Below are 18,028 nucleotides of genomic sequence, written 5' to 3' on the forward strand. Positions count from 1 at the left end.
GGCGATGAGCCAGGACAAGCGCACCCTCGAATTCTATGTGTTGGCGGCGTTCTTCGGTCTTTTCGTGTTGTTCCTCTACGGCCCGCTTTCGGCGATCCTGATCCTCTCTTTCCAGGGCGAGAACGGCGGTCTGACATTTCCGCTGAACGGCGTGTCGCTGCACTGGTTCGCCAATTTGTTCGAGCGCCAGGCGGTCGGCGACTTCGGCGGCAGCTTCAAACGCTCGCTCGTCCTTGGCCTGATGGTGATGGTCGTCACTGTCGCCGTGTCGCTGCTCGCCGGCCTGGCCTTCCGGCAGAAATTTCGCGGCGCAACCGCACTGTTCTATCTGGCCGTCGCCAGCCTGGTCGTGCCGTCGATCATCATCAGTCTCGGCATCGGCGTCGTCTTCCAGCAGATCGGCTTCCGCCCCGCCTGGTACACCTCCGCTTTCGGCGCCCATCTGACCTGGACCTTGCCTTTCGGCGTGCTGATCATGTTTGCTGTCTTCAACCGGTTCTCGCCAGCCTATGAGGAAGCCGCGCGCGATCTCGGAGCATCGTCGTGGCAGACCTTTGCCCATGTCGTGCTGCCGATGATCGCGCCCAGCCTGATCGGCGTCGGCCTGTTCGGCTTCACTCTGTCATATGACGAGTTCGCCCGCACGCTGATGACCTCGGGCACGTTCAACACGTTGCCGCTCGAAATCTACGGCATGACGACGAATGTCACGACGCCGGTGCTCTATGCGCTGGGCACCGTGACGACCGTGTTTTCCTTCCTGGTGATCCTGCTGACGCTCGGCGCAATCGTCTATGTCGGCCGCCGCCGCGAGCGTGCCTGACAGTGCAGATCCTCGTCGTCAATCCAAACACCACCGCCAGCATGACCGATACTATCGCGGTCGCCGCCCGATCGGTCGCTGCTCAATCGACGAAGATCGTTGCCGTCACCTCGTCGATGGGACCTGTATCGATCGAAGGCTATTACGATGAAGCACTTGCCGTGCCCGGCCTGCTGGTCGAGATCGCCGCCGGCGAACGCTCGGGCGCGCAAGCCGCGATCATTGCCTGTTTCGACGACACCGGCCTCGATGCCGCGCGCGCCATGGCCAACATTCCGGTCATCGGCATTTGCGAGGCATCGCTCAGCACGGCCTCGTTCATCGCCCAGCGCTTCACCGTCGTCACCACCACCGGACGTTCGCGCGTGCCGGTCGAAGGGTTGGTGCAGCGCTATGGCATGGCAGGGCGCGCGCGTGTGCGCGCCGCCGACATCCCGGTTCTTGCCCTCGAAGATCCGGCGTCCGACGCACTGCTCAGGCTGCGCAACGAGATTGCGCGCGCCATCGACGAGGATCGCGCCGAGGCGATCGTGCTCGGCTGTGCCGGCATGGCCGATCTGGCGGCGGCGCTGCAGCGGGAATTCGGGCTTCCGGTCATCGACGGCGTGGGCGCTGCCGTGAAACAGGCCGAGGCCTTGATCGCCCTTGGCCTGACGACATCCAAGCGCGGCGCCTATGCAAGCCCGTTGGCAAAGTCCTATCATGGCGCGTTGAAATCCTTCGCGCCTGGCGCCGCCGAGTGATCGCAATGCCCCGAACGATCCGAACGCTCGCACGTGAAGAAGTGCAAACCCTTGTCGATTGGGCGGCGGCGGAAGGCTGGAATCCCGGCCTTAACGATGCCGCGCTGTTTCAGGCAGCCGACCCGCAGGGCTTCATCGGTGCCTTTATCGATGGCGAGATGGCGGCCGGCATTTCGGCCGTTGCCTATGGCGACGGTTTCGGCTTCATCGGCCTCTACATCTGCCGGCCGGACAAGCGTGGCCAAGGCCATGGCAAGGTCGTTTGGGATGCCGGCATAGCGCGGCTCGGCAAGCGCACGATCGGCCTCGACGGTGTCGTCGAACAGCAGGCCAACTACCGCAGCATGGGTTTTGCACCGGCCTACCGGACGATCCGGTTCATGGGGTCACCGAATGTCCCGGCAGCCGTCGGCAACGACATTCGCGCCATAGGGCCGGAACTCGTGCCGGACATACTGGACTATGACCGCCGCTTCTTTCCCGGTCCGAGGCGATCCTTCCTGGAACACTGGCTGCGCCCGCCGCATATGGCGCTTGCGATCCTCAAGCACGGCGCCATTGCGGGATACGGCGTCGCGCGCCAATGCCGGGACGGCTGCAAGATCGGCCCGCTCTTTGCCGACAGCCTGGACGCGGCAAGCCATCTCTTCGCCGCGCTCGCGCACATGTCCGGTCCCGGAAACGTCCATCTCGACGTTCCCGAAACCAGCCGGCAATTTGCAGACTTGCTGTCGTCCGCAGGCCTTCAGCCGGGCTTCGAGACGGCTCGGATGTACAAGGGAAAGGCGCCGCAGCTCGTGCAGTCCGGAGTTTTTGCGATAACGACGTTGGAGTTGGGGTGAGGCGGTACAAGCCGACTTCCAGTGCAAAGTCGGGCAACAGGACTACGCGGTCTATTTCTCCTGAACTGAAATGCCGGAATCGTCGATGCGAAGTTCCACGCCTTTCGGCCTAGTCTCCTCGCGATAAACGTAAATCCCCAACGCAATAACGGCGACGGCCAAAGCGCCGATGATGAGATAAAGATAGTTCTGCTTCATCCGCTGTCGTTAACAACATGATGTGGGCGAGTCTAGCAGTTCGGGTATCAGGACGGCGGCCGGAGACGCACGTCGATCAGCCATCCAGCCGGTCGCGCAGCATGCTCCAGGGGAGCACCATGTTTGGTGCATGCCGCATCAGGCTATGGAACGGGATCGGCGACGGCGGCGCAAACGGCAGCGGCAAATCCTGAGGTTTTGTTCCATCAGCCCAATCCGCAAGCACCTTGCCCATCGCAGTGGTCATGGCGATGCCGCGTCCGTTGCACGCCAAGCCGGCGATCAGCCCGGGGCCGAGATCGACGAGGTGCGGCAGGAAGTCGGGCTCGACGGCAGCCATCCCGGACCAGCTATATTCAAGCGGCGGGATTTCCGGAAGATCGAGATGCTTGGCCAGTCGCCGCCAGATCGCCCGCGGCACGCGGGCGTCGGCGCCGGGACCAAAAATATGCATGCCGCCGGTTATCAGCCTGTTTTCGCCGTCGAAGCGGAAGGTGAAGAGATTGCGTCTTGTGTCGCCGACGCCTTGCCCGCCAGGAAGCAGGCGAGTGCGTATTTCGCGCGGCAGCGGCGCTGTCGCGATCTGGAAGATTTTCAGCGGGAAATAGGTTCGCTGCAACGCGCGATCCAGCGCTCCGCCATAGGCGTTGGTGGCGACCAGCACCTTTCCTGCGCGTACCGAACCGGAGGCCGTCTTCAAAGCCCAACCATCGCCTATGTGATCGATCGACGCGACACGCGTATGCTCGAAGATGCGCGCTCCGGCCTTTTCCGCCGCGTCGGCCAATCCGCGCGCATATTCGACCGGATTGAGGACGCCACCCGATCTGTCGATCCAGCCGCCGAGATAACCGCGAACGCCGGTCAGCTCTTCGACCGCCTGTCTATCCAGCGCAACAGCCGGCCTTGCGCGTGGTGCCCATTGTTCGGCGCGCGATCTGGTCTTTTGCAAAGCGGCCGGTGAATGGGCTGGTTGTATCCAGCCGCTCTGGACGGCATCGCATTCGATGGCATGCCGCCTGATCAGGTCGAAGACGAGGTCGGCGCTGCCGGCGGCGAAATCGACAAGGCGTTCGCCGCGTTCGGGCCCGAGCTGGGCAATGATATCGTCGGGGTCTCTTTTCGCGAAATTCGGCACGACGAAGCCGGCATTCCTGCCGGTTGCCCCCCAGGCGATGATTTCCGCCTCGAGGACGGCAACCGAGATGCCTTTCTCGGCACTGTGCAGCGCGGTGGAAAGGCCTGAAAACCCGCCGCCGACAATTGCCAGATCGACATCGAGTGCGCCTTCGAGGGTGGGCCGGTCGCGGCGACTGCGGCTGACGGCATGCCAAAGGGAAACGCCGTGCGGCCGGGTCACAGCGTTCATGAGCCGCTCTCGCTCGAGGCCACGCGTGCACGCTTGCCGAACCTTGGACGCCGCGGCCTGTCGCCAAACAGGCCGTTCGGCCTGACCAGAAGGATGACGCACAGCATCACGCCGATGGCGACGATCTGCAGCGAAGCGGCGCGGGCCTGTTGTTCGGGCGAGAACAACATACTGGTCAAGGCTCCCGATCCGGCCCATATCGCCCAGACCAGGATGCTGCCGATGACGGCGCCGATGTTGCTGCCCGAGCCACCGACGATCAGCATCACCCAGACCTGGAAAGTCAGCGCCGGCAAATAATTGTCCGGCGCGATGAAGCCGGTGAAATGCGCCTGCAGCGCACCGGCAAGCGCCATGATGGCGCCACCGACGGCAAAGGCCTGGACGCGGTAGAACCGTGCGCTTTTGCCTAGGGATATCGCGGCCCGCTCATCCTCGCGAAGCGCCTTCAACACGCGCCCCCACGGGCTGCGCGACAGATGCTCCAGCGCGAGATAGACGATCAGCGTCACCACCGAGACGATCGCAAGGTTCGAAAGGTTGAACAGCAACGGCGTTTCGGCAAGACCGCCGAACGGACGCGGAATGAAGCCGATGCCGAACGGCCCGCCGGTCAGCTTCTGGGCATTGAGCGCTACCAGTTGCACGACGACGGCGACGCCGAAAGTAGTGATCGCCAGATAGTCCGATCTCAGACGTAGCGTGGCAATGCCGGTGATGGCGGCGGCGACGCCGCCCAACAGCATGGCGCCAAGCCAGCCGATAAGGATCGGCAGGTCGAAGCCGCCCAGGCGCGCGGCATCGTCGGGCGTGGTCAGCAGCGCCGAGGTGTAGGCGCCGATGGCAACGAAGCCGGCGACCCCGACATTGAAAAGCCCGGTCAGCCCCCATTGCAGATTGAGCCCGAGCGTGATGAGCGAAAAAATCAGCGCGGTGGTCAGGAAGAAGGCGCCGTAGCCGAGCAGATCCATCAGCGTTCCCTCACTCCGAAAAGGCCGATGGGCCGCACGAACAGCACCGCCATCAGGATGATGAACGAGACGGCTGCCCGCCATTCGGCGCCGATCAGCTGCACCGCGCCGGCTTCGGCCATGCCGATGATCAGGCCGCCGAGAACGGCGCCGGGCACGCTGCCGATGCCGCCGAGGATGGCGGCCGCGAACATCGGCAGCAGCATCTCGAAACCCATGAACGGGCGGATCTGGATGAGAATGCCGATCATGACGCCGGCGACGCAGGCCAGCGCGCCACCGATGATCCAGGTGACGCGCACCACCCTGGCGACGTCGATGCCGACGATGCGGGCAAGTGCCGCGTTCTGGCTCAATGCCTGCATCGAGCGGCCGGTCTGGGTCCGCGTCATCAGGAGATGCACGCCGAGCACCAGCACGGCGGTCAGCAACAGCAGCGCGATCTGGTCCGGGGTGATGCGGATGCCGAAACCTATCGGCATGGCGATCTGGATCGCCCGGCTGAAATAGGTCGGACGCGAGGTGAAGATGAATTCGAGCAGGCTTCTCAGCGCCATCGAGGCGCCGAAGCTCGCCATCACCACGATGATCGCCTGACCCTTGGCCCGCAGCCGCGCGAACAGCACGATGTCGAGCGCCAGCGCCAGCAGGCCGGTGGCCGCCATGCCGATGATGAGCGCGACGATCAGCGGCCAACCGAAGGAGAGGGGCGCGATCGGCGCGATCTTGCCGAAAATCGCGCCAATGGCGCCAACCACGGCGAGCGTCGCATAGGCGCCCCAGGCCATGAAGTCGCCATGGGCGAAGTTCGAGAAGCGCAGGATCGAATAGGTGAGTGTCACGCCGATGGCGCCGAGGCCGATCATCGACCCTGCCAGCAGTCCGTCGACGACGAATTGCAGGTTCATGCCGCGCTTCCTTGTCCAAGGTCGAGGCGGCGCTGGCCAAGATAGAGTTCAGCGACGACCGGGTCGTTCCAGAGCTCGGAGGCGACGCCCTGGTGCCGCTCCTTGCCCTCGACCAGCACATAGGCGCGGTCTCCAATGGCAAGCGCTGCCTTGGCGTTCTGTTCGACCAGCAGAATGGTGACGCCGGACTTTCGGATGCCGGCCAGCATCTCGAGCACCATCGCCACGAATTTCGGCGACAGGCCGGCCGACGGCTCGTCGAGCACCAGCACCTTGGGATGGACGATCAACGCCCGGGCGACGGCCAGCATCTGCCGCTGTCCACCCGACAGATTGCCCGCGGCCGTTCTGCGCTGACGGGCGAGATCGGGAAAGGCCGCATACATTTCCTCGATGCGGGCTGGGACCTCGCGCGGCCTCAGGATGCCGCAGGCGACCCTGAGATTGTCCTCGACCGACATCAGCGGGAAGATGTTCTCTGTCTGTGGCACGAAGGCAAGGCCAAGGCGGACCATGATGTGAGCGGGCGACGCCGTGATATTCTTGCCGTCCAGCAGCACCGTGCCGCCGGTGATCGGGACAAGGCCGGCGATGGCCTTGATAAGGCTCGACTTGCCGGCGCCGTTGGGACCGAGAACGACGACGATCTCGCCCTGGTCGACGGTGATCGAAGCGCCGCGCACGATCGGAACGCCAGGCTCGTAGCCGGCTTCGAGATCGCGGACATCGAGTACCTTTTGGCTCATGCCGTGCCTCCGAGGTAGGCCTCGATGACGCGCGGGTCGCGCGCCACCTCCTCCGGGGTGCCTTCGCACAGAAGCTGCCCGCTCGCCATGACCAGCACGCGGTGGCAAAGCCGCGTCACCATGTCGATATTGTGCTCGATCAGCAGGAAGGTGATGCCGCGCGCATTGATGTCGCGGATGCGGTCGATAATGACCTCGAGCAGGGTTGCGTTGACCCCGGCCGCCGGCTCGTCGAGCAGGATGATCGCCGGGTCGGCCATCATCACGCGGGCCAACTCGAGCAGCTTGCGCTGGCCGCCTGAAAGCACGCGCGCAGGTTCGTGCGCGAGGTGAGCGATCGTGACGAGCTCGAGCAGTTCGACGGCTCTTGTCTCGGCAGCCCTTTCTTCGGCAGCGACCCGCCGGGGCGTCAGGAAATTGGCGAGCAGTTTTTCTCCGGCCTGCCCTTGCGCGGCCAGCATGACGTTTTCGATCAGCGTCAGGTTAGGCAAGGGCCGGGGGATCTGGAACGTGCGGCCAAGGCCGCGGCCAATGCGGCGATGGGCAGCTTCCCCCGACACCGATACGCCGTTGAGGAGGATTTCGCCGCTGGTCGGCAGAATGCTGCCGGCGAGCAGGTCGAACATCGTGGTCTTGCCGGCGCCGTTCGGGCCGATAAGGCCAAGTATTTCGCTCGGCCGGACGTCGAACGAGACATTGTTGACCGCGACCAGGCCGCCGAAGCGTCTGAGGACGTTCCTGGCCGTGAGGACCGGCGTACGGATCTCCTCCTGCCGTTCCGTCGTGTCGCTCATCAATTCCTCTGGCCGAAAAGCGACCTTCATCGCCTATGATTTGATTTGTGATCACGCTTGCTTTGATCACGCTATTCGGCTTTAATTTCTTCCGCAAGCCGAAAACGGCCAAGACCGGGATTGCCTATGCAGAAGGCCGCCATCGAAAAGAACAATGAGATGATCGCAGCCCAGCTTACGCCGGTCGGCCGCGAGACCGTGCAGGATCGCGTCTATTCGGAGCTGCGCCGCGCCTTGATCGGCGGCCTTTTCGAGCCGAGCCAGGTTCTGACCATCCGCGGCCTCGCCGACGCGCTGGTCACCAGCACCATGCCGGTGCGCGAGGCGCTCGGACGGTTGATCACCGAGAAGGCACTGGAAGCGCTTCCCAACCGTTCGGTGCGCGTGCCGCCGATCACGCTGGAGCGCATCGACGACCTCTTGCGCGCCCGTTCTCTGATCGAGGGCGAAGCGATCGCGCTGGCTGCCACGCGCATGAACCCGCGCCAGATCGCTTCGGTCGAAGCCATGCTCGGCGAGTGGGACGAGATGCGGGCGCTGAAGCACAAGAAGGATATCGACCGCGAGGCCACGCTCAACCAGAGCTTCCATTTCGAGATCTACCGTTGCTGCGGTTCCGCCGTGCTGATCCCGATGATCGAGAGCCTGTGGTTGCAATCCGGGCCTTGCATCCGCGTTGCCATTTACGCCTTCTCCGACGCCGGCGAGGTCGATACGGCCCACTACCACCGCAGCATCGTCGCAGCGCTTTCCAGGCAGGATGCGCAAGCGGCGCGCGAGGCGCTGGTGGCCGACATCAGCCGGCCCTTCGCCTTTCTGCGCGACAAGCTCCAATCCACAAGCAAGGAAGGATTGAGGGCATGACGGTGCCTGGCATCAACATCACCGAGCCACACTCGATGCTTTCCGTGACCGCGCTGCTGTTGCCTGAAAAGGCGCCCGACAACGCTGCCTTCCTGCTGGCGTATCTCGAGCAGCCGCGCGTCGTTGCCGGCATCCATGCTATGTGGACGGGGCCGGAAATCTCCTGCCCGGTTCCATCAGCCGAACTTGAGGGCCAAACCTATGCCAGGCCCTTGCCGGCGGAGAACGCAACGCTGACGCCGCAGCCGGGCGACATCGTGTTGTCCTACGTGCCGCCGCGCATGTGGGGCGGCAACCCGAATGCCATCTTTGACGTCGGCCTGTTCTACGGAGCGGGTGCACGCCTGCTGTTCCCGATCGGCTGGCTTGCCGGAAGCGTCGTCGCGCAGGTGGTGCCTGAGGATCGCGATAAATTCGCAGCCGCTTGTGGCGTGATCCGCCGCAACGGTGCCTGCGACATCACCTTCACCCGGGTGGAGATCTGAATGGCTGAGACCGACGACAGTTTCGAACTCTTCGACCTTCGCGTCGAGGCGGTTATCCCCGAGGGCAAGCCGATCTATTGCGGCGCCAAGCCCGGCGACTATTTCGAGTTGAAGGGCGAGATGCTGTCGATGCCGGCGGGGCAAGGTTTCTCGATCTATTCCATTGCGGCAGTGTTGCCGCTTCTGGCCGCAAAGCAGCGCCCGACCCACAGGAACGACTGGATGACGTCGGACGCCGAGATCGCTTGTCCGGATCCCAATTGTGCCAGCCGGCTCCGGATCGTCAGGACCGGCAAGCGGCGGTTCAGCCATGCCGAAACGACGACGGTGCCGCTGCCGAAGGAGAATGACCGGAGATGACCGCCAAGGCTTTCGAGCTCAGCCCCGGCTATACGATCTCGCGCGTTATTCGCGGCGGCTGGCAGCTTGCCGGCGGGCACGGCGCGATCGACCGCCAACAGGCGGTAACTGACCTGATCGCCACCTTCGACGCCGGCATCAGGACCTATGATTGCGCCGATATCTATGCCGGTGTCGAAGAGCTGATCGGCGCGGCGCGCCTGCGCCTTGCCAATGAGCGTGGCCTCGACGCTGCCACCAAAATGAAGGTGCACACCAAGCTGGTGCCTGACCTGGAAAGGCTTTCCAATATCAGCCGCGACTACATCAGAGGCATCGTCGAGCAGTCGCTGCGGCGGCTGAAGACCGAGCGGCTCGATCTCGTGCAGTTCCACTGGTGGGACTGTGCGCTGCCCGGCTACGTCGAAGCGATGGGCTGGCTCAACGAAATCCGCAGGGAAGGCAAGGTGCGCAACATCGGCACCACGAACTTCGACACGCCGCGGTTGGCCGAGATCCTGGCCGCCGGTGTGCCGCTGGTCAGCCAGCAATTGCAATACTCGGTGCTCGACCAGCGGCCAGCCAACAGCCTTGCAGCGCTCGCCAGCCGGCACGGCGTCAGTTTCCTCTGCTACGGTTCGGTGGCGGGCGGCTTCCTCAGCGAAAAATGGCTTGGCGCTGCCGAGCCGCAGACGCCGCTCGAAAACCGATCGCTGGTCAAATACAAGCTGATCATTGACGACTTTGGTGGCTGGGAGCTTTTCCAGGAGTTGCTTCGCATACTGAAGGCCGTCGCCGACCGCCACGGCGTCGATATCGCCACCATCGCCAGCGCCTGGGTGCTGGAGCAGCCGCAAGTGGCGGCCGTCATCGTCGGCGCCCGCAACCAGGCGTACGCCCTTGCCAATGCCAGAATCATGGACGTCGCGCTCGATGCCGACGACCGGGCGAGGATCGCTGCCGTGATCGCGCAAAGCCGTGGGCCGCTGGGCGACGTCTACACATTGGAACGCGACCGTCACGGCCGCCACGGCTCGATCATGCATTACAATTTGAATGCAGGCAGGAAATGAACGCGGCCACGGACGAAAAACCTTCCTTGCTTTCCCGCGCCAGCGCCGAGGTGGTCGATCTCCACCGCTTCTTCGTCGACTGGTTCAATGCGGCGAGTGCGGACAATGCAGATTTCAACCGGTTCGAAAGCGTCATGGGCGAAGGCTTCCAGATGGTTGCGCCGGACGGTCAGGTCCTCGATCGTGACGCGGTGCTTGACCATGTCAGGGCAAGCCGCGCCACCTCGGATGGCGATTTCAGTATCTCGATCGAGGATATCCGGGCCGGCTGGCAGGCAGGCGACACGATCGTCGTCTGCTACATCGAAACGCAGCAGCGGGCCGGCAAACATAGCCGCCGCCGCTCGAGTGCCGTTTTCACCACCAGTTCATCGGCGCCCAACGGCGTCGAATGGCGACATCTGCATGAAACCTGGCTGCAGATGCCGGAAGGCTGAACAGGCTCAAGACATCAATGAGAGTCGTGTAACAAAAGGGGAACAACAATGAAAAAGACCATACTTCAGATCACCACCGCGCTCGCACTGCTGACAGCGGCCGGCGCAGCGCAAGCCGCCGATTGCAAGATCACCGTCGGCCTCGTCATGGAACTGACAGGCCCGGCCGGCGAGTACGGCCAGGCCGGCGCCAAATCGGTCGAGATGGCCTTCCGCGACATCAACGATGCGGGCGGCGTCCGCGGCTGCGATCTCGCGACCGACACGCGCGACAGCCAGAGCCAGGGCAACATTGCGGTCGACGCCGCGACGCAGCTCGTGCAGGTCAAGAAGGTGCCGGTGATCATCGGCGGCATCATCTCCTCGGTGTCGATCCCGATCCTGACCTCGGTCACCGCTCCGGCCAAGATAGTCCAGGTGTCGCCTGCTTCCTCGTCGCCGACGCTGACGGCGCTCGGGCGCGACGGCAAGACCAACGGCATCTTCTTCCGCACCATCACATCTGATGCGCTGCAGGGCGTCGCTGCCGCCAAATATGCCATCGACAAAGGCTTCAAGAAGCTGTCGGTCATCCACGTCAACAACGATTTCGGCGTCAACATGGTGGCGGAATTTTCGCGCGCCTATAAGGCACTCGGCGGCACCATCGTCTCCGACACGCCCTACAATGAAAAGCAGTCGAGCTATGCCTCGGAGGTAACCGCGGCCATGGCCGGCGAACCGGACGGGCTTTACCTCGTCAGCACGCCTGTCGACGGCGCAACCATCGCCCGTACCTGGATTTCTCAGGGCGGTGTCCAGAAATTCCTGCTCAATGACGGCATGAACAGCCCGGACTTCATCGAATCCGTTGGCGCGGATTACCTGAAGGATGCGTACGGCACTTCCTCCGGCACCAGCCCGACCGCATCGACCGAGTATTTCACCAAGAACTACAAGGAATTTTCGGGCATCGAACCGTCGAACCCGGCGGCCGACCGGTCGTATGATGCCGGCGCCATCGTCGGCTTGGCCATCGCCATTGCCGGCTCCGAGGATCCGGCCAAGATCAAGGAGGCTATGTACAAGGCGGTCGACCCGGCCGGCACGCCGATCTATGCCGGCAAGGACGAGTTCGCCAAGGCCCTCGGCCTGATCAAGGATGGCAAGCCGATCCGTTACGAAGGCGTCATCGGCCCGGTTGCCTTCGACAAATACGGCGACATCACCGGCCCGTTCCGCCTCTGGAAGATCGTCGATGGCAAGGTGACGACCGACGGCGAAATGACCACGGATGACGTCAACGCCCTGCAGGCGAAGCTTCAGTAAGCCGCCTATGTCTTGTTCGGCATCGATCCCATTCCATTGAGGTTGATGCCGGACACTTGCATGTCCTGTTGCTGGTTAGGCCGGCCTGGAAACGACCACCGCACCAGCCGCCGGCATGATCCAAGGGCAGGCATAGTAATCGGCGATGCGATTTATGGTCCCGCCGGCGGCTTCGATCCGAACTGGATGGGCCGGCTTCCAACCGTTTTCGCCATGGTGGAGCACGAGCAGCACCGCCTGGCCATCGATCTCGCCAACCGCCATTTTCCAGGTCGTCGAGGCTCTTTCATATTCAACGAAGTAAGGTGATTCCGACAGCCTGCCCTTGAAGCAATCCGCGACACGCAATTGTGCGTCGGCGCTGGTCAACGCCCGTACCCCATCCCAGTCGCGGCGGTTGAACAGTTCGACATAGCGGCTGAGCAATTCCAGGAGTTCCGGATCGCGTTGGGGCTCCGAACGGACGATTGGCTCGCCTGACAAGGCGGCCAATTTCGAACGGCCACGGCTCAACGCAGCCTTGACGCCGCCCACAGTCGAGCCGACGAGGTCGGCGATCTCTTCCAGCGAATAGTCGAAGACGTCCTTGAGCAGGACGCAGGCGCGTTCTTTGGGCGGCAGGTGGATCACCAGCCGTTCGATCGCGCGATCCGCGCCCTGGCCCGCCGGCTCGACCGGCAGGATGATCTCGTCTTCGGCGAAATTGGCCTCCGCATGCTGACGCACCTGCCGGCTTCGCAGAAAATCGATGCAGCGATTATGTGCAATGCGAAACAGCCAGGGGCCAAGAGCACTCGCATCGTCCAGCTTCTCGATCTTCCGATAGGCCTCGAACAGCGCCTCTTGCATCACGTCTTCGGCGTCGAGCGTTGAACCGGTCATGCGTGCACAGTAGCGGTGCAGCCGTCCACGCAAATGCGCGACTGTCTCCAGAAAACCGGCGCAGCGGACGTCGAAAAGCCCGGTCGGGTCAAGTCTTGGCTGCATCTTCATGGCATACGGATCATAGCGGGACATAGGTCAACGTAATGACGCCGTTCTTGAAACGGTGGGTATCTATAAGCTCCAGTCTGACCAGGGACGGGTCGACATCCTGGAAAGCGCGTTTGCCATGGCCGACGCGGGTCGGCACGATCGAGAGCTGATACTCGTCGACAAGCCTGTTGGCGAGCAGCGTCTGGTCGAGATTGCTCACTCCGTACTTCAAAATGTTGCCGCCGGCCTGCTGCTTGATCCTGGCAATTTCGGCAGCGATGTCGCCTTCGATCAGCGACGCGTTCCAGCTCACTTCCTTGAGGCTGCGCGACGCGACGAGCTTCTTCAGCCCGTTCATGCGATCCATGTACTTGCTGCCTTTGACCTGCGGCCAACGCGCCGAAAACATTTCGTAGGTGACGCGGCCGAGCAGGAAAAAATCCGCCTCGCCGGCCTTTTCATAGGAGTGTTCCTTCATCTCCTCGTCGAAGAACGGTGACGCCCATTCCATTGGTGCTTCGATGACGCCGTCCAGCGAAATGAAGCTGCCCACGATCAATTTTCTCATCGCGTGTCTCCGGTTGCGCAACAGGCATCCCGTCGGATCCAAGAACCGGCGCAAACGAACCGGCCGGACGGATGACCACAGGATGCAGTGCCTAAGACGTTTCCGGTCCGACTTTGGATACGCGTGAGAATCGTTTGAGCTAATAAAGCGGCTTGGCCATATGCCGGGGGGTCGGCCATTCCGTCGTTATCCCCGGCTGCACCGGCCGCTCGAGATAGGTCGACAGGACCACATAGCTTCGCGTCGAGGTGACGCCAGGCGTTTCGTAGAGGCGCGACAGCAGGCCCTCGAGCGCCCGCGTGTCCTCGGTGCGGACCTTGATCAGCATGCATGTGTCGCCGGCCACCGAATGGATCTCCTCGACTTCGGGGTGTTCGGAGATTGCCATCAGCTCCGGCGTCTTTCCCCACCCCTTTGTGTCGATATGGACAAAGGCAAGCAGCGGCTTGTGCACCGCCTTGGGATCGATGATGACCGCGGTGTTGCGGATGGCGCCGCTGCGCCGGAGGCGCTTGACGCGTTCATGGGCTGCCGGCGGTGAAAGGCCGACGCGGTCGCCGAGCTCGGCATAGCTGATCGTGGCGTCGTCGACCAGAACGCCTAATATTTTTCGATCGGTTGCATCGATATCGCGGGCGGCGGGCCTGTTCTGCGGAATGCCATCTGTTTCTTCATTCATATTAAAATTCCCGATTGATGCAGAATTTAATACGGCCATTATTGCCATATGTCGAACACTGATCAAGTCGCCACATTCGCAGCGGCCCCCAAGCCGCCAATCCCGGCACTCGCTTACGTGCTGACGGGGTGCATTGCCGTGATCGGCTCGAACTCGCTGGTGCTCGGTCCGATCGCGCCGGCGGTGGCCGCGTCCTTCGGCACAAGCGTGCCGGCGGTCATGATCGCGTCGGCCGCGTTCGGGCTCGGGACGTCGGCAAGCGCCTTGTTCCTGGCGCGCTATATCGATCGGCTTGGCGCCCGCCGCATGCTGCAAGGGGCGTTGCTGCTGCTGGCGATAGCGCTCGTCGCCAGCGCCGCTGCGCCGACCGTGACGGCGCTGGTCGCGGCCCAGCTTCTCGCCGGCATCGCTGCAGGTGTCGCCATGCCGGCAATCTATGCCAGCTCCGCCGCGATTGCACCGCCCGGCCGCGAAAGCGGCACCATAGGCGTCGTGCTGACCGGCTGGACGCTGAGCATGGTCGCCGGCGTTTCGCTGTCGGCCGTACTTGCCGATCTGGTACATTGGCGCGCCGTTTTCGCGGCGGTCGCGGTGCTCGCAGCACTCGCATTGGCCAGCCTGTCTCTGACGTCGCTCAGCGATGTCAGGAAGAGCGGTCCGGCGCCGACGCCGCTGGGCGCCTTGAGCGTTCCGGGCATCGTGCCGCTTCTGGTTGCCTGCGCCGCCTTCATGACCGCGTTCTACGGCATCTACGGCTATCTTGGCGATCACCTTCACAACGGCTTGGGACGGCCGGTCAGTGCCAATGGGCTTGCCGCGCTCGCCTATGGCGCCGGCTTCGGCGCGGCGGCACTTCTTGACGGCGTTATCGACCGCTTAGGCGCGCGGCGTGTCATGCCATTTGCCTATCTGCTTGTCGCGGTCGTCTATGTAGTGATTGCCGCGGCAAGCAGTAGTTTTCATCTGACCATAGCGGTGATAGCCCTCTGGGGCCTTGCCAATCATTTCGGGCTGAACGTCCTGGTGATGCGCCTGTCGGCGCTCGACCCTGCGCGTCGCGGCACGATCATGGGTTTGAACAGCGCGGTGACCTATCTTGCGGTGTTCGTAGGCACCACGGCGTTCGGACCGCTCTATTCCACGTTCGGTTTTGCAGCATCGGCGGTGATTGCAGCTTTGCTCATGCTAATCGCTGCTGCGGCAGCGGCGTGGCGTTCGCCGAAGCTATAGCTATAGCGCAGCAAGGCTTGCTTCTCGGTCCCGTCCTTCGATAGATGCTTGGTGGATGGACAATACAACGCTTGAGACAACCGCCGATCCCTTGCCGCACGAGCTGGCTTTTCTCGGAGAGCGGCTTACGGCGTTCAACGACGGTGATGTCGGTGCCTCCGGCAGGAAGACACTGGCCGTGTTCGTGCGCGATGAGCACGGCGCTATTGTCGCCGGCATCTCGGGATACACCGCCTGGGGCTGGCTCTATGTGCAATGGCTCTGGGTCGATGAAAAACTGCGCGGTCACCGCATGGCTGGCAGGATGCTCGAGGCGGCCGAGAGGGAGGCGATCGCGCGCGACTGTCACGGCGCCTGGATCGACACGTTCAATCCCAAGGCCGCCAAGGCCTATGAGCGCCAGGGCTATCAGCCCTTCGGCGTGCTTGCCGATTTTCCCGTCGGCCGCAGCCGCATCTTCCTGCAGAAGAGGCTGAAGCCTGACTAGCCGGCAAGGCGTCCGCCGCACATCGGCTGGGGCACGCCGGTCGTACTGGGGAAGCTGATCGGCAAGCCCCTGAGCACGCGCACTGCCAGGAACGCAAAACACTCCGCCTCCACCGCATCGCCCTTCCAGCCCATCACCTCGGCCGGCACGGCCTCGACACCGGCGCGGCTGGCAAGCATGGCCATGATCGTTGGATTGTGGCGCCCGCCGCCGCTGACCACCAGCCGCTTCGGCCGGCGCGGCAGGAGATCGAGCGCCTTGCCGACGGCGGCCGCGGTGAAGGCCGTCAGCAGGGCTGCGCCATCCTCGGCGTTTATTCCGTCCGCCATCGAGGCGCCGAAATCGAAACGGTCCAGCGATTTCGGGTAGGGTTTGGTCAAATACGGATGCTGCAGGAGCTTGGCCAGCCGTGCCTCGTCGACCGTGCCGGCGCGGGCAAGGGCGCCGTCGCGGTCCATTTCGCCGAGCCCCTTCGATTTGATGAAATCATTCAGCGGTGCGTTGGCGGGCCCGGTGTCGAAGGCAACAACATTGTCCGTGCCGTCCCACCAGGTGATGTTGGCGACGCCGCCGAGATTGAGTACCGCCGTGTCGCCGGTGGCGTCGGCTTCGCGCAGCAGCGCGGCGTGATAGGCGGCCGACAGCGGCGCGCCCTGGCCGCCGGCGCGCATGTCGGCCGAGCGGAAGTCATAGGCGACCCTGGTGCCAAGGATGGCATGCATCAGCTCGCCGTCGCCAAGCTGGCGGGTCTGGCCCAGTCGGCCCACTTGCGGGGCACGGTGCAGCACGGTCTGGCCGTGGAAGCCGACGACCCCTATATCGGCCATCGTCAGCCCGTGGCTTTCGACCAGATCCTTGACCGCCGCGGACTGGGCGCGCGTCAGCGCTTCCTCTGCCTCGTGGAAGATTGCCGGTTCCGGCCCTGTGAAATTCCAGCTCCTTGCCTGCCGCAGCGTCTCTTCCAGCAAGGTCCGGATCGACTGCGGGTAGGGGGCCAGCGTGTAGATGCCGAAGTCGTCAATCCGTTCGCCGTCGGTCTTGATCAGCGCGACATCGATATTGCCGTCCAGCACGGTGCCGGTCATCAGGCCGACGGCCCAGATTGGTTCCATCATTTGGCTCCTAAGCTCCGTTGACGAGATCGCCGACCGACTGGCGAAGCGTAACAATCCCGCTGTTGAAATGACGTGTCGGATGGATCCGGTTGGTGAGCAAGGTCCAGGCTCTGCCTTTGTCGAAGTCGACCCACAGCCCGACACCGGTAAAGCCGGTATGCCCGATGGTTTCGGGGCTGCATACCCGGCCGCCGGACCAGCCTTCGTGGGGTCGCTCCCAGCCATGGGTGCGGGTTGCCGACAAGGGCGTGCGCATTAGCGCGATCGAACGCTGCGACGCGCCGGTCCCGTCCAGCAGCCCTTGCGCAAAGTCGAGGACCGAAGCCGCCGTTCCGAACAGGCCGGCGTGACCGGCACCTTGCAAGGCCGAGCAATTGTCGTCGTGGACTTCGCCGCAGAGCACGCGATGGCGCCATGTGCAGTCTTCGGTCGCCGCCGCTTGATCCGGTTCGGCGGAGAACGCGAAGCCCGGACCGGGATCCATGTCGCGAATGGTCTTGCCAGACAGGCGCTCCAGGACGAAGCCGAGCAGGATGAAGTTGATATCGGAATAGACCGGCTCGCCAGCCTGCCATTCGCGCTGCAGGATGAAGGCGCGCAGCAGGTCCGGATCGTGGCCATAGGTGTAGATCGGTGCGACGGCGGGAAACGGTGTCTGATGGCCGAGACACTGGCGAAACGTTACGTTCCGTTCCCAGGCTTTTTCGTCATATTGGCGAAGGTCGGGCAGGACGGAAATCAGCGGCGCGTCGAGGTCGATGAAGCCTTCTTCCGCCAGTGCCAGGATACGCGACGTGGTGAAGATGACTTTGGTCAGGGATGCCAGGTCGAACCATGTCCCGACATGCATCGGCCGTATCTTGGGCACGACTTGGGCTGAGCCGATTGCCCGGACGATGCGTTCGCCGTCCCCGTCAACTGTGCCGAGCACGCCGCCCGGAATGCGCGATGCGGCCACGGCCGCTTCGAGCGGGGCGAATGCGCGGGAGAAGAGATCATGGTCGATCAACTACGCCTCCGTTCGGAAGGCAGCGATGGGGCTGTCCCTCCGGCCTTTCATATTCTTGGGCGACA

22 protein-coding genes are annotated in these 18,028 nt (G+C 63.4%); 11 read left to right on the forward strand and 11 right to left on the reverse strand.

The features are described 5' to 3' along the window. Positions 1-4: 4 nt before the first annotated feature. From NKJ73_RS10585 to NKJ73_RS10595, 3 genes are read left to right on the forward strand one after another with little or no spacing between them, the layout of a single operon-like run. Positions 5-823 carry an ABC transporter permease gene (locus NKJ73_RS10585; protein ID WP_352451583.1) on the forward strand — a complete coding sequence of 273 codons (819 nt, stop codon included), beginning with the start codon at positions 5-7 and terminating at the stop codon, positions 821-823. Between the two features lie 2 nt (positions 824-825). Further along, on the forward strand, positions 826-1,566 hold the full coding sequence (locus tag NKJ73_RS10590; RefSeq protein ID WP_023676071.1) for an aspartate/glutamate racemase family protein: 741 nt from the start codon (positions 826-828) through the stop codon (positions 1,564-1,566). Between the two features lie 5 nt (positions 1,567-1,571). Further along, complete coding sequence (locus NKJ73_RS10595) at positions 1,572-2,408, forward strand: GNAT family N-acetyltransferase (RefSeq protein ID WP_352569307.1); 837 nt, start codon at positions 1,572-1,574, stop codon at positions 2,406-2,408. Between the two features lie 51 nt (positions 2,409-2,459). Here NKJ73_RS10595 and NKJ73_RS10600 read toward each other — a convergent pair whose 3' ends face one another. The 6 genes from NKJ73_RS10600 to NKJ73_RS10625 all read right to left on the reverse strand — a co-directional run bounded on the left by NKJ73_RS10600 (position 2,460) and on the right by NKJ73_RS10625 (position 7,394). After that, positions 2,460-2,606: a hypothetical protein gene (locus NKJ73_RS10600; protein WP_352452379.1), complete on the reverse strand. Its 147-nt coding sequence runs from the start codon at positions 2,604-2,606 to the stop codon at positions 2,460-2,462. A gap of 76 nt (positions 2,607-2,682) precedes the next feature. Continuing rightward, positions 2,683-3,975 carry an NAD(P)/FAD-dependent oxidoreductase gene (locus NKJ73_RS10605; RefSeq protein ID WP_352569308.1) on the reverse strand — a complete coding sequence of 431 codons (1,293 nt, stop codon included), beginning with the start codon at positions 3,973-3,975 and terminating at the stop codon, positions 2,683-2,685. Continuing rightward, positions 3,972-4,949, reverse strand: a complete 978-nt coding sequence (locus tag NKJ73_RS10610; protein ID WP_352569443.1) for a branched-chain amino acid ABC transporter permease — start codon at positions 4,947-4,949, stop codon at positions 3,972-3,974. The genes NKJ73_RS10605 and NKJ73_RS10610 overlap by 4 nt, the downstream gene beginning before the upstream one ends. Continuing rightward, complete coding sequence (locus NKJ73_RS10615) at positions 4,946-5,854, reverse strand: branched-chain amino acid ABC transporter permease (protein ID WP_352569309.1); 909 nt, start codon at positions 5,852-5,854, stop codon at positions 4,946-4,948. The genes NKJ73_RS10610 and NKJ73_RS10615 overlap by 4 nt, the downstream gene beginning before the upstream one ends. After that, positions 5,851-6,600: an ABC transporter ATP-binding protein gene (locus tag NKJ73_RS10620; protein WP_023676065.1), complete on the reverse strand. Its 750-nt coding sequence runs from the start codon at positions 6,598-6,600 to the stop codon at positions 5,851-5,853. The genes NKJ73_RS10615 and NKJ73_RS10620 overlap by 4 nt, the downstream gene beginning before the upstream one ends. Then, complete coding sequence (locus tag NKJ73_RS10625) at positions 6,597-7,394, reverse strand: ABC transporter ATP-binding protein (RefSeq protein WP_352569310.1); 798 nt, start codon at positions 7,392-7,394, stop codon at positions 6,597-6,599. Before NKJ73_RS10625 ends, NKJ73_RS10620 begins: the two co-directional genes overlap by 4 nt. 126 nt (positions 7,395-7,520) lie before the next feature. Here NKJ73_RS10625 and NKJ73_RS10630 point away from each other — a divergent pair, with 126 nt between their 5' ends. Genes NKJ73_RS10630 through NKJ73_RS10655 form a run of 6 tightly spaced genes read left to right on the forward strand, consistent with a single transcriptional unit; the run spans position 7,521 to position 11,900 of the window. After that, positions 7,521-8,258, forward strand: a complete 738-nt coding sequence (locus tag NKJ73_RS10630) for a GntR family transcriptional regulator (protein ID WP_352505374.1) — start codon at positions 7,521-7,523, stop codon at positions 8,256-8,258. Next, positions 8,255-8,743, forward strand: coding sequence for a DUF3830 family protein (locus tag NKJ73_RS10635; protein ID WP_031211593.1), 489 nt, complete (start codon positions 8,255-8,257; stop codon positions 8,741-8,743). The genes NKJ73_RS10630 and NKJ73_RS10635 overlap by 4 nt, the downstream gene beginning before the upstream one ends. Next, on the forward strand, positions 8,744-9,103 hold the full coding sequence (locus NKJ73_RS10640; RefSeq protein WP_352569311.1) for a TIGR04076 family protein: 360 nt from the start codon (positions 8,744-8,746) through the stop codon (positions 9,101-9,103). Further along, positions 9,100-10,155 (forward strand): aldo/keto reductase, encoded by a 1,056-nt coding sequence (locus tag NKJ73_RS10645; protein ID WP_352569312.1) that lies wholly within the window; start codon positions 9,100-9,102, stop codon positions 10,153-10,155. Before NKJ73_RS10640 ends, NKJ73_RS10645 begins: the two co-directional genes overlap by 4 nt. Continuing rightward, positions 10,152-10,592 carry a DUF4440 domain-containing protein gene (locus tag NKJ73_RS10650; protein ID WP_352569313.1) on the forward strand — a complete coding sequence of 147 codons (441 nt, stop codon included), beginning with the start codon at positions 10,152-10,154 and terminating at the stop codon, positions 10,590-10,592. Before NKJ73_RS10645 ends, NKJ73_RS10650 begins: the two co-directional genes overlap by 4 nt. 48 nt (positions 10,593-10,640) lie before the next feature. Beyond that, a complete protein-coding gene (locus tag NKJ73_RS10655) occupies positions 10,641-11,900 on the forward strand; it encodes an ABC transporter substrate-binding protein (RefSeq protein ID WP_352569314.1) in 1,260 nt (419 codons plus the stop codon). 75 nt (positions 11,901-11,975) lie between these two features. Here the strand turns inward: NKJ73_RS10655 and NKJ73_RS10660 are convergent, their stop codons facing one another. The 3 genes from NKJ73_RS10660 to NKJ73_RS10670 all read right to left on the reverse strand — a co-directional run bounded on the left by NKJ73_RS10660 (position 11,976) and on the right by NKJ73_RS10670 (position 14,122). Further along, entirely contained in the window at positions 11,976-12,893 is a 918-nt protein-coding gene (locus tag NKJ73_RS10660) for an RNA polymerase sigma factor (RefSeq protein ID WP_352569315.1), read from the reverse strand. A gap of 10 nt (positions 12,894-12,903) precedes the next feature. Beyond that, entirely contained in the window at positions 12,904-13,443 is a 540-nt protein-coding gene (locus tag NKJ73_RS10665) for a dihydrofolate reductase family protein (protein WP_023676056.1), read from the reverse strand. 139 nt (positions 13,444-13,582) lie between these two features. Then, the gene (locus NKJ73_RS10670; RefSeq protein WP_352455265.1) at positions 13,583-14,122 is read right to left on the reverse strand and encodes an Lrp/AsnC family transcriptional regulator; all 540 of its coding nucleotides are present in this window, start codon (positions 14,120-14,122) and stop codon (positions 13,583-13,585) included. A gap of 48 nt (positions 14,123-14,170) precedes the next feature. Between NKJ73_RS10670 and NKJ73_RS10675 the strand changes: the two genes are divergently transcribed. Both NKJ73_RS10675 and NKJ73_RS10680 read left to right on the forward strand, forming a co-directional pair. Further along, positions 14,171-15,352: an MFS transporter gene (locus NKJ73_RS10675; protein ID WP_352569316.1), complete on the forward strand. Its 1,182-nt coding sequence runs from the start codon at positions 14,171-14,173 to the stop codon at positions 15,350-15,352. Between the two features lie 55 nt (positions 15,353-15,407). Beyond that, a complete protein-coding gene (locus NKJ73_RS10680) occupies positions 15,408-15,839 on the forward strand; it encodes a GNAT family N-acetyltransferase (protein ID WP_352569317.1) in 432 nt (143 codons plus the stop codon). On the opposite strand, the gene NKJ73_RS10685 is transcribed toward NKJ73_RS10680, so the two are convergent. Together NKJ73_RS10685 and NKJ73_RS10690 are read right to left on the reverse strand one after the other, a co-directional pair. Next, positions 15,836-16,951, reverse strand: coding sequence for an anhydro-N-acetylmuramic acid kinase (locus tag NKJ73_RS10685; protein WP_352569318.1), 1,116 nt, complete (start codon positions 16,949-16,951; stop codon positions 15,836-15,838). The genes NKJ73_RS10680 and NKJ73_RS10685 overlap by 4 nt on opposite strands. A gap of 10 nt (positions 16,952-16,961) precedes the next feature. After that, on the reverse strand, positions 16,962-17,963 hold the full coding sequence (locus NKJ73_RS10690) for a serine hydrolase domain-containing protein (RefSeq protein ID WP_352569319.1): 1,002 nt from the start codon (positions 17,961-17,963) through the stop codon (positions 16,962-16,964). Positions 17,964-18,028: the final 65 nt, after the last annotated feature.

Source organism: Mesorhizobium sp. M0074, from assembly GCF_040322975.1.
Classification (GTDB): Bacteria; Pseudomonadota; Alphaproteobacteria; order Rhizobiales; family Rhizobiaceae; genus Mesorhizobium.

What these genes read in the sequence shown, in the direction of transcription:
- NKJ73_RS10640 (WP_352569311.1), top strand. Translation starts at nt 8,744, where the DNA reads ATGGCTGAGACCGACGACAGTTTCGAACTCTTCGACCTTCGCGTCGAG.
- NKJ73_RS10585 (WP_352451583.1), top strand. Translation starts at nt 5, where the DNA reads ATGAGCCAGGACAAGCGCACCCTCGAATTCTATGTGTTGGCGGCGTTC.
- NKJ73_RS10660 (WP_352569315.1), bottom strand. Translation starts at nt 12,893, where the DNA reads ATGAAGATGCAGCCAAGACTTGACCCGACCGGGCTTTTCGACGTCCGC.
- NKJ73_RS10615 (WP_352569309.1), bottom strand. Translation starts at nt 5,854, where the DNA reads ATGAACCTGCAATTCGTCGTCGACGGACTGCTGGCAGGGTCGATGATC.
- NKJ73_RS10595 (WP_352569307.1), top strand. Translation starts at nt 1,572, where the DNA reads ATGCCCCGAACGATCCGAACGCTCGCACGTGAAGAAGTGCAAACCCTT.
- NKJ73_RS10625 (WP_352569310.1), bottom strand. Translation starts at nt 7,394, where the DNA reads ATGAGCGACACGACGGAACGGCAGGAGGAGATCCGTACGCCGGTCCTC.
- NKJ73_RS10630 (WP_352505374.1), top strand. Translation starts at nt 7,521, where the DNA reads ATGCAGAAGGCCGCCATCGAAAAGAACAATGAGATGATCGCAGCCCAG.
- NKJ73_RS10620 (WP_023676065.1), bottom strand. Translation starts at nt 6,600, where the DNA reads ATGAGCCAAAAGGTACTCGATGTCCGCGATCTCGAAGCCGGCTACGAG.
- NKJ73_RS10680 (WP_352569317.1), top strand. Translation starts at nt 15,408, where the DNA reads ATGGACAATACAACGCTTGAGACAACCGCCGATCCCTTGCCGCACGAG.
- NKJ73_RS10670 (WP_352455265.1), bottom strand. Translation starts at nt 14,122, where the DNA reads ATGAATGAAGAAACAGATGGCATTCCGCAGAACAGGCCCGCCGCCCGC.
- NKJ73_RS10685 (WP_352569318.1), bottom strand. Translation starts at nt 16,951, where the DNA reads ATGGAACCAATCTGGGCCGTCGGCCTGATGACCGGCACCGTGCTGGAC.
- NKJ73_RS10665 (WP_023676056.1), bottom strand. Translation starts at nt 13,443, where the DNA reads ATGAGAAAATTGATCGTGGGCAGCTTCATTTCGCTGGACGGCGTCATC.
- NKJ73_RS10600 (WP_352452379.1), bottom strand. Translation starts at nt 2,606, where the DNA reads ATGAAGCAGAACTATCTTTATCTCATCATCGGCGCTTTGGCCGTCGCC.
- NKJ73_RS10650 (WP_352569313.1), top strand. Translation starts at nt 10,152, where the DNA reads ATGAACGCGGCCACGGACGAAAAACCTTCCTTGCTTTCCCGCGCCAGC.
- NKJ73_RS10655 (WP_352569314.1), top strand. Translation starts at nt 10,641, where the DNA reads ATGAAAAAGACCATACTTCAGATCACCACCGCGCTCGCACTGCTGACA.
- NKJ73_RS10635 (WP_031211593.1), top strand. Translation starts at nt 8,255, where the DNA reads ATGACGGTGCCTGGCATCAACATCACCGAGCCACACTCGATGCTTTCC.
- NKJ73_RS10645 (WP_352569312.1), top strand. Translation starts at nt 9,100, where the DNA reads ATGACCGCCAAGGCTTTCGAGCTCAGCCCCGGCTATACGATCTCGCGC.
- NKJ73_RS10675 (WP_352569316.1), top strand. Translation starts at nt 14,171, where the DNA reads ATGTCGAACACTGATCAAGTCGCCACATTCGCAGCGGCCCCCAAGCCG.
- NKJ73_RS10605 (WP_352569308.1), bottom strand. Translation starts at nt 3,975, where the DNA reads ATGAACGCTGTGACCCGGCCGCACGGCGTTTCCCTTTGGCATGCCGTC.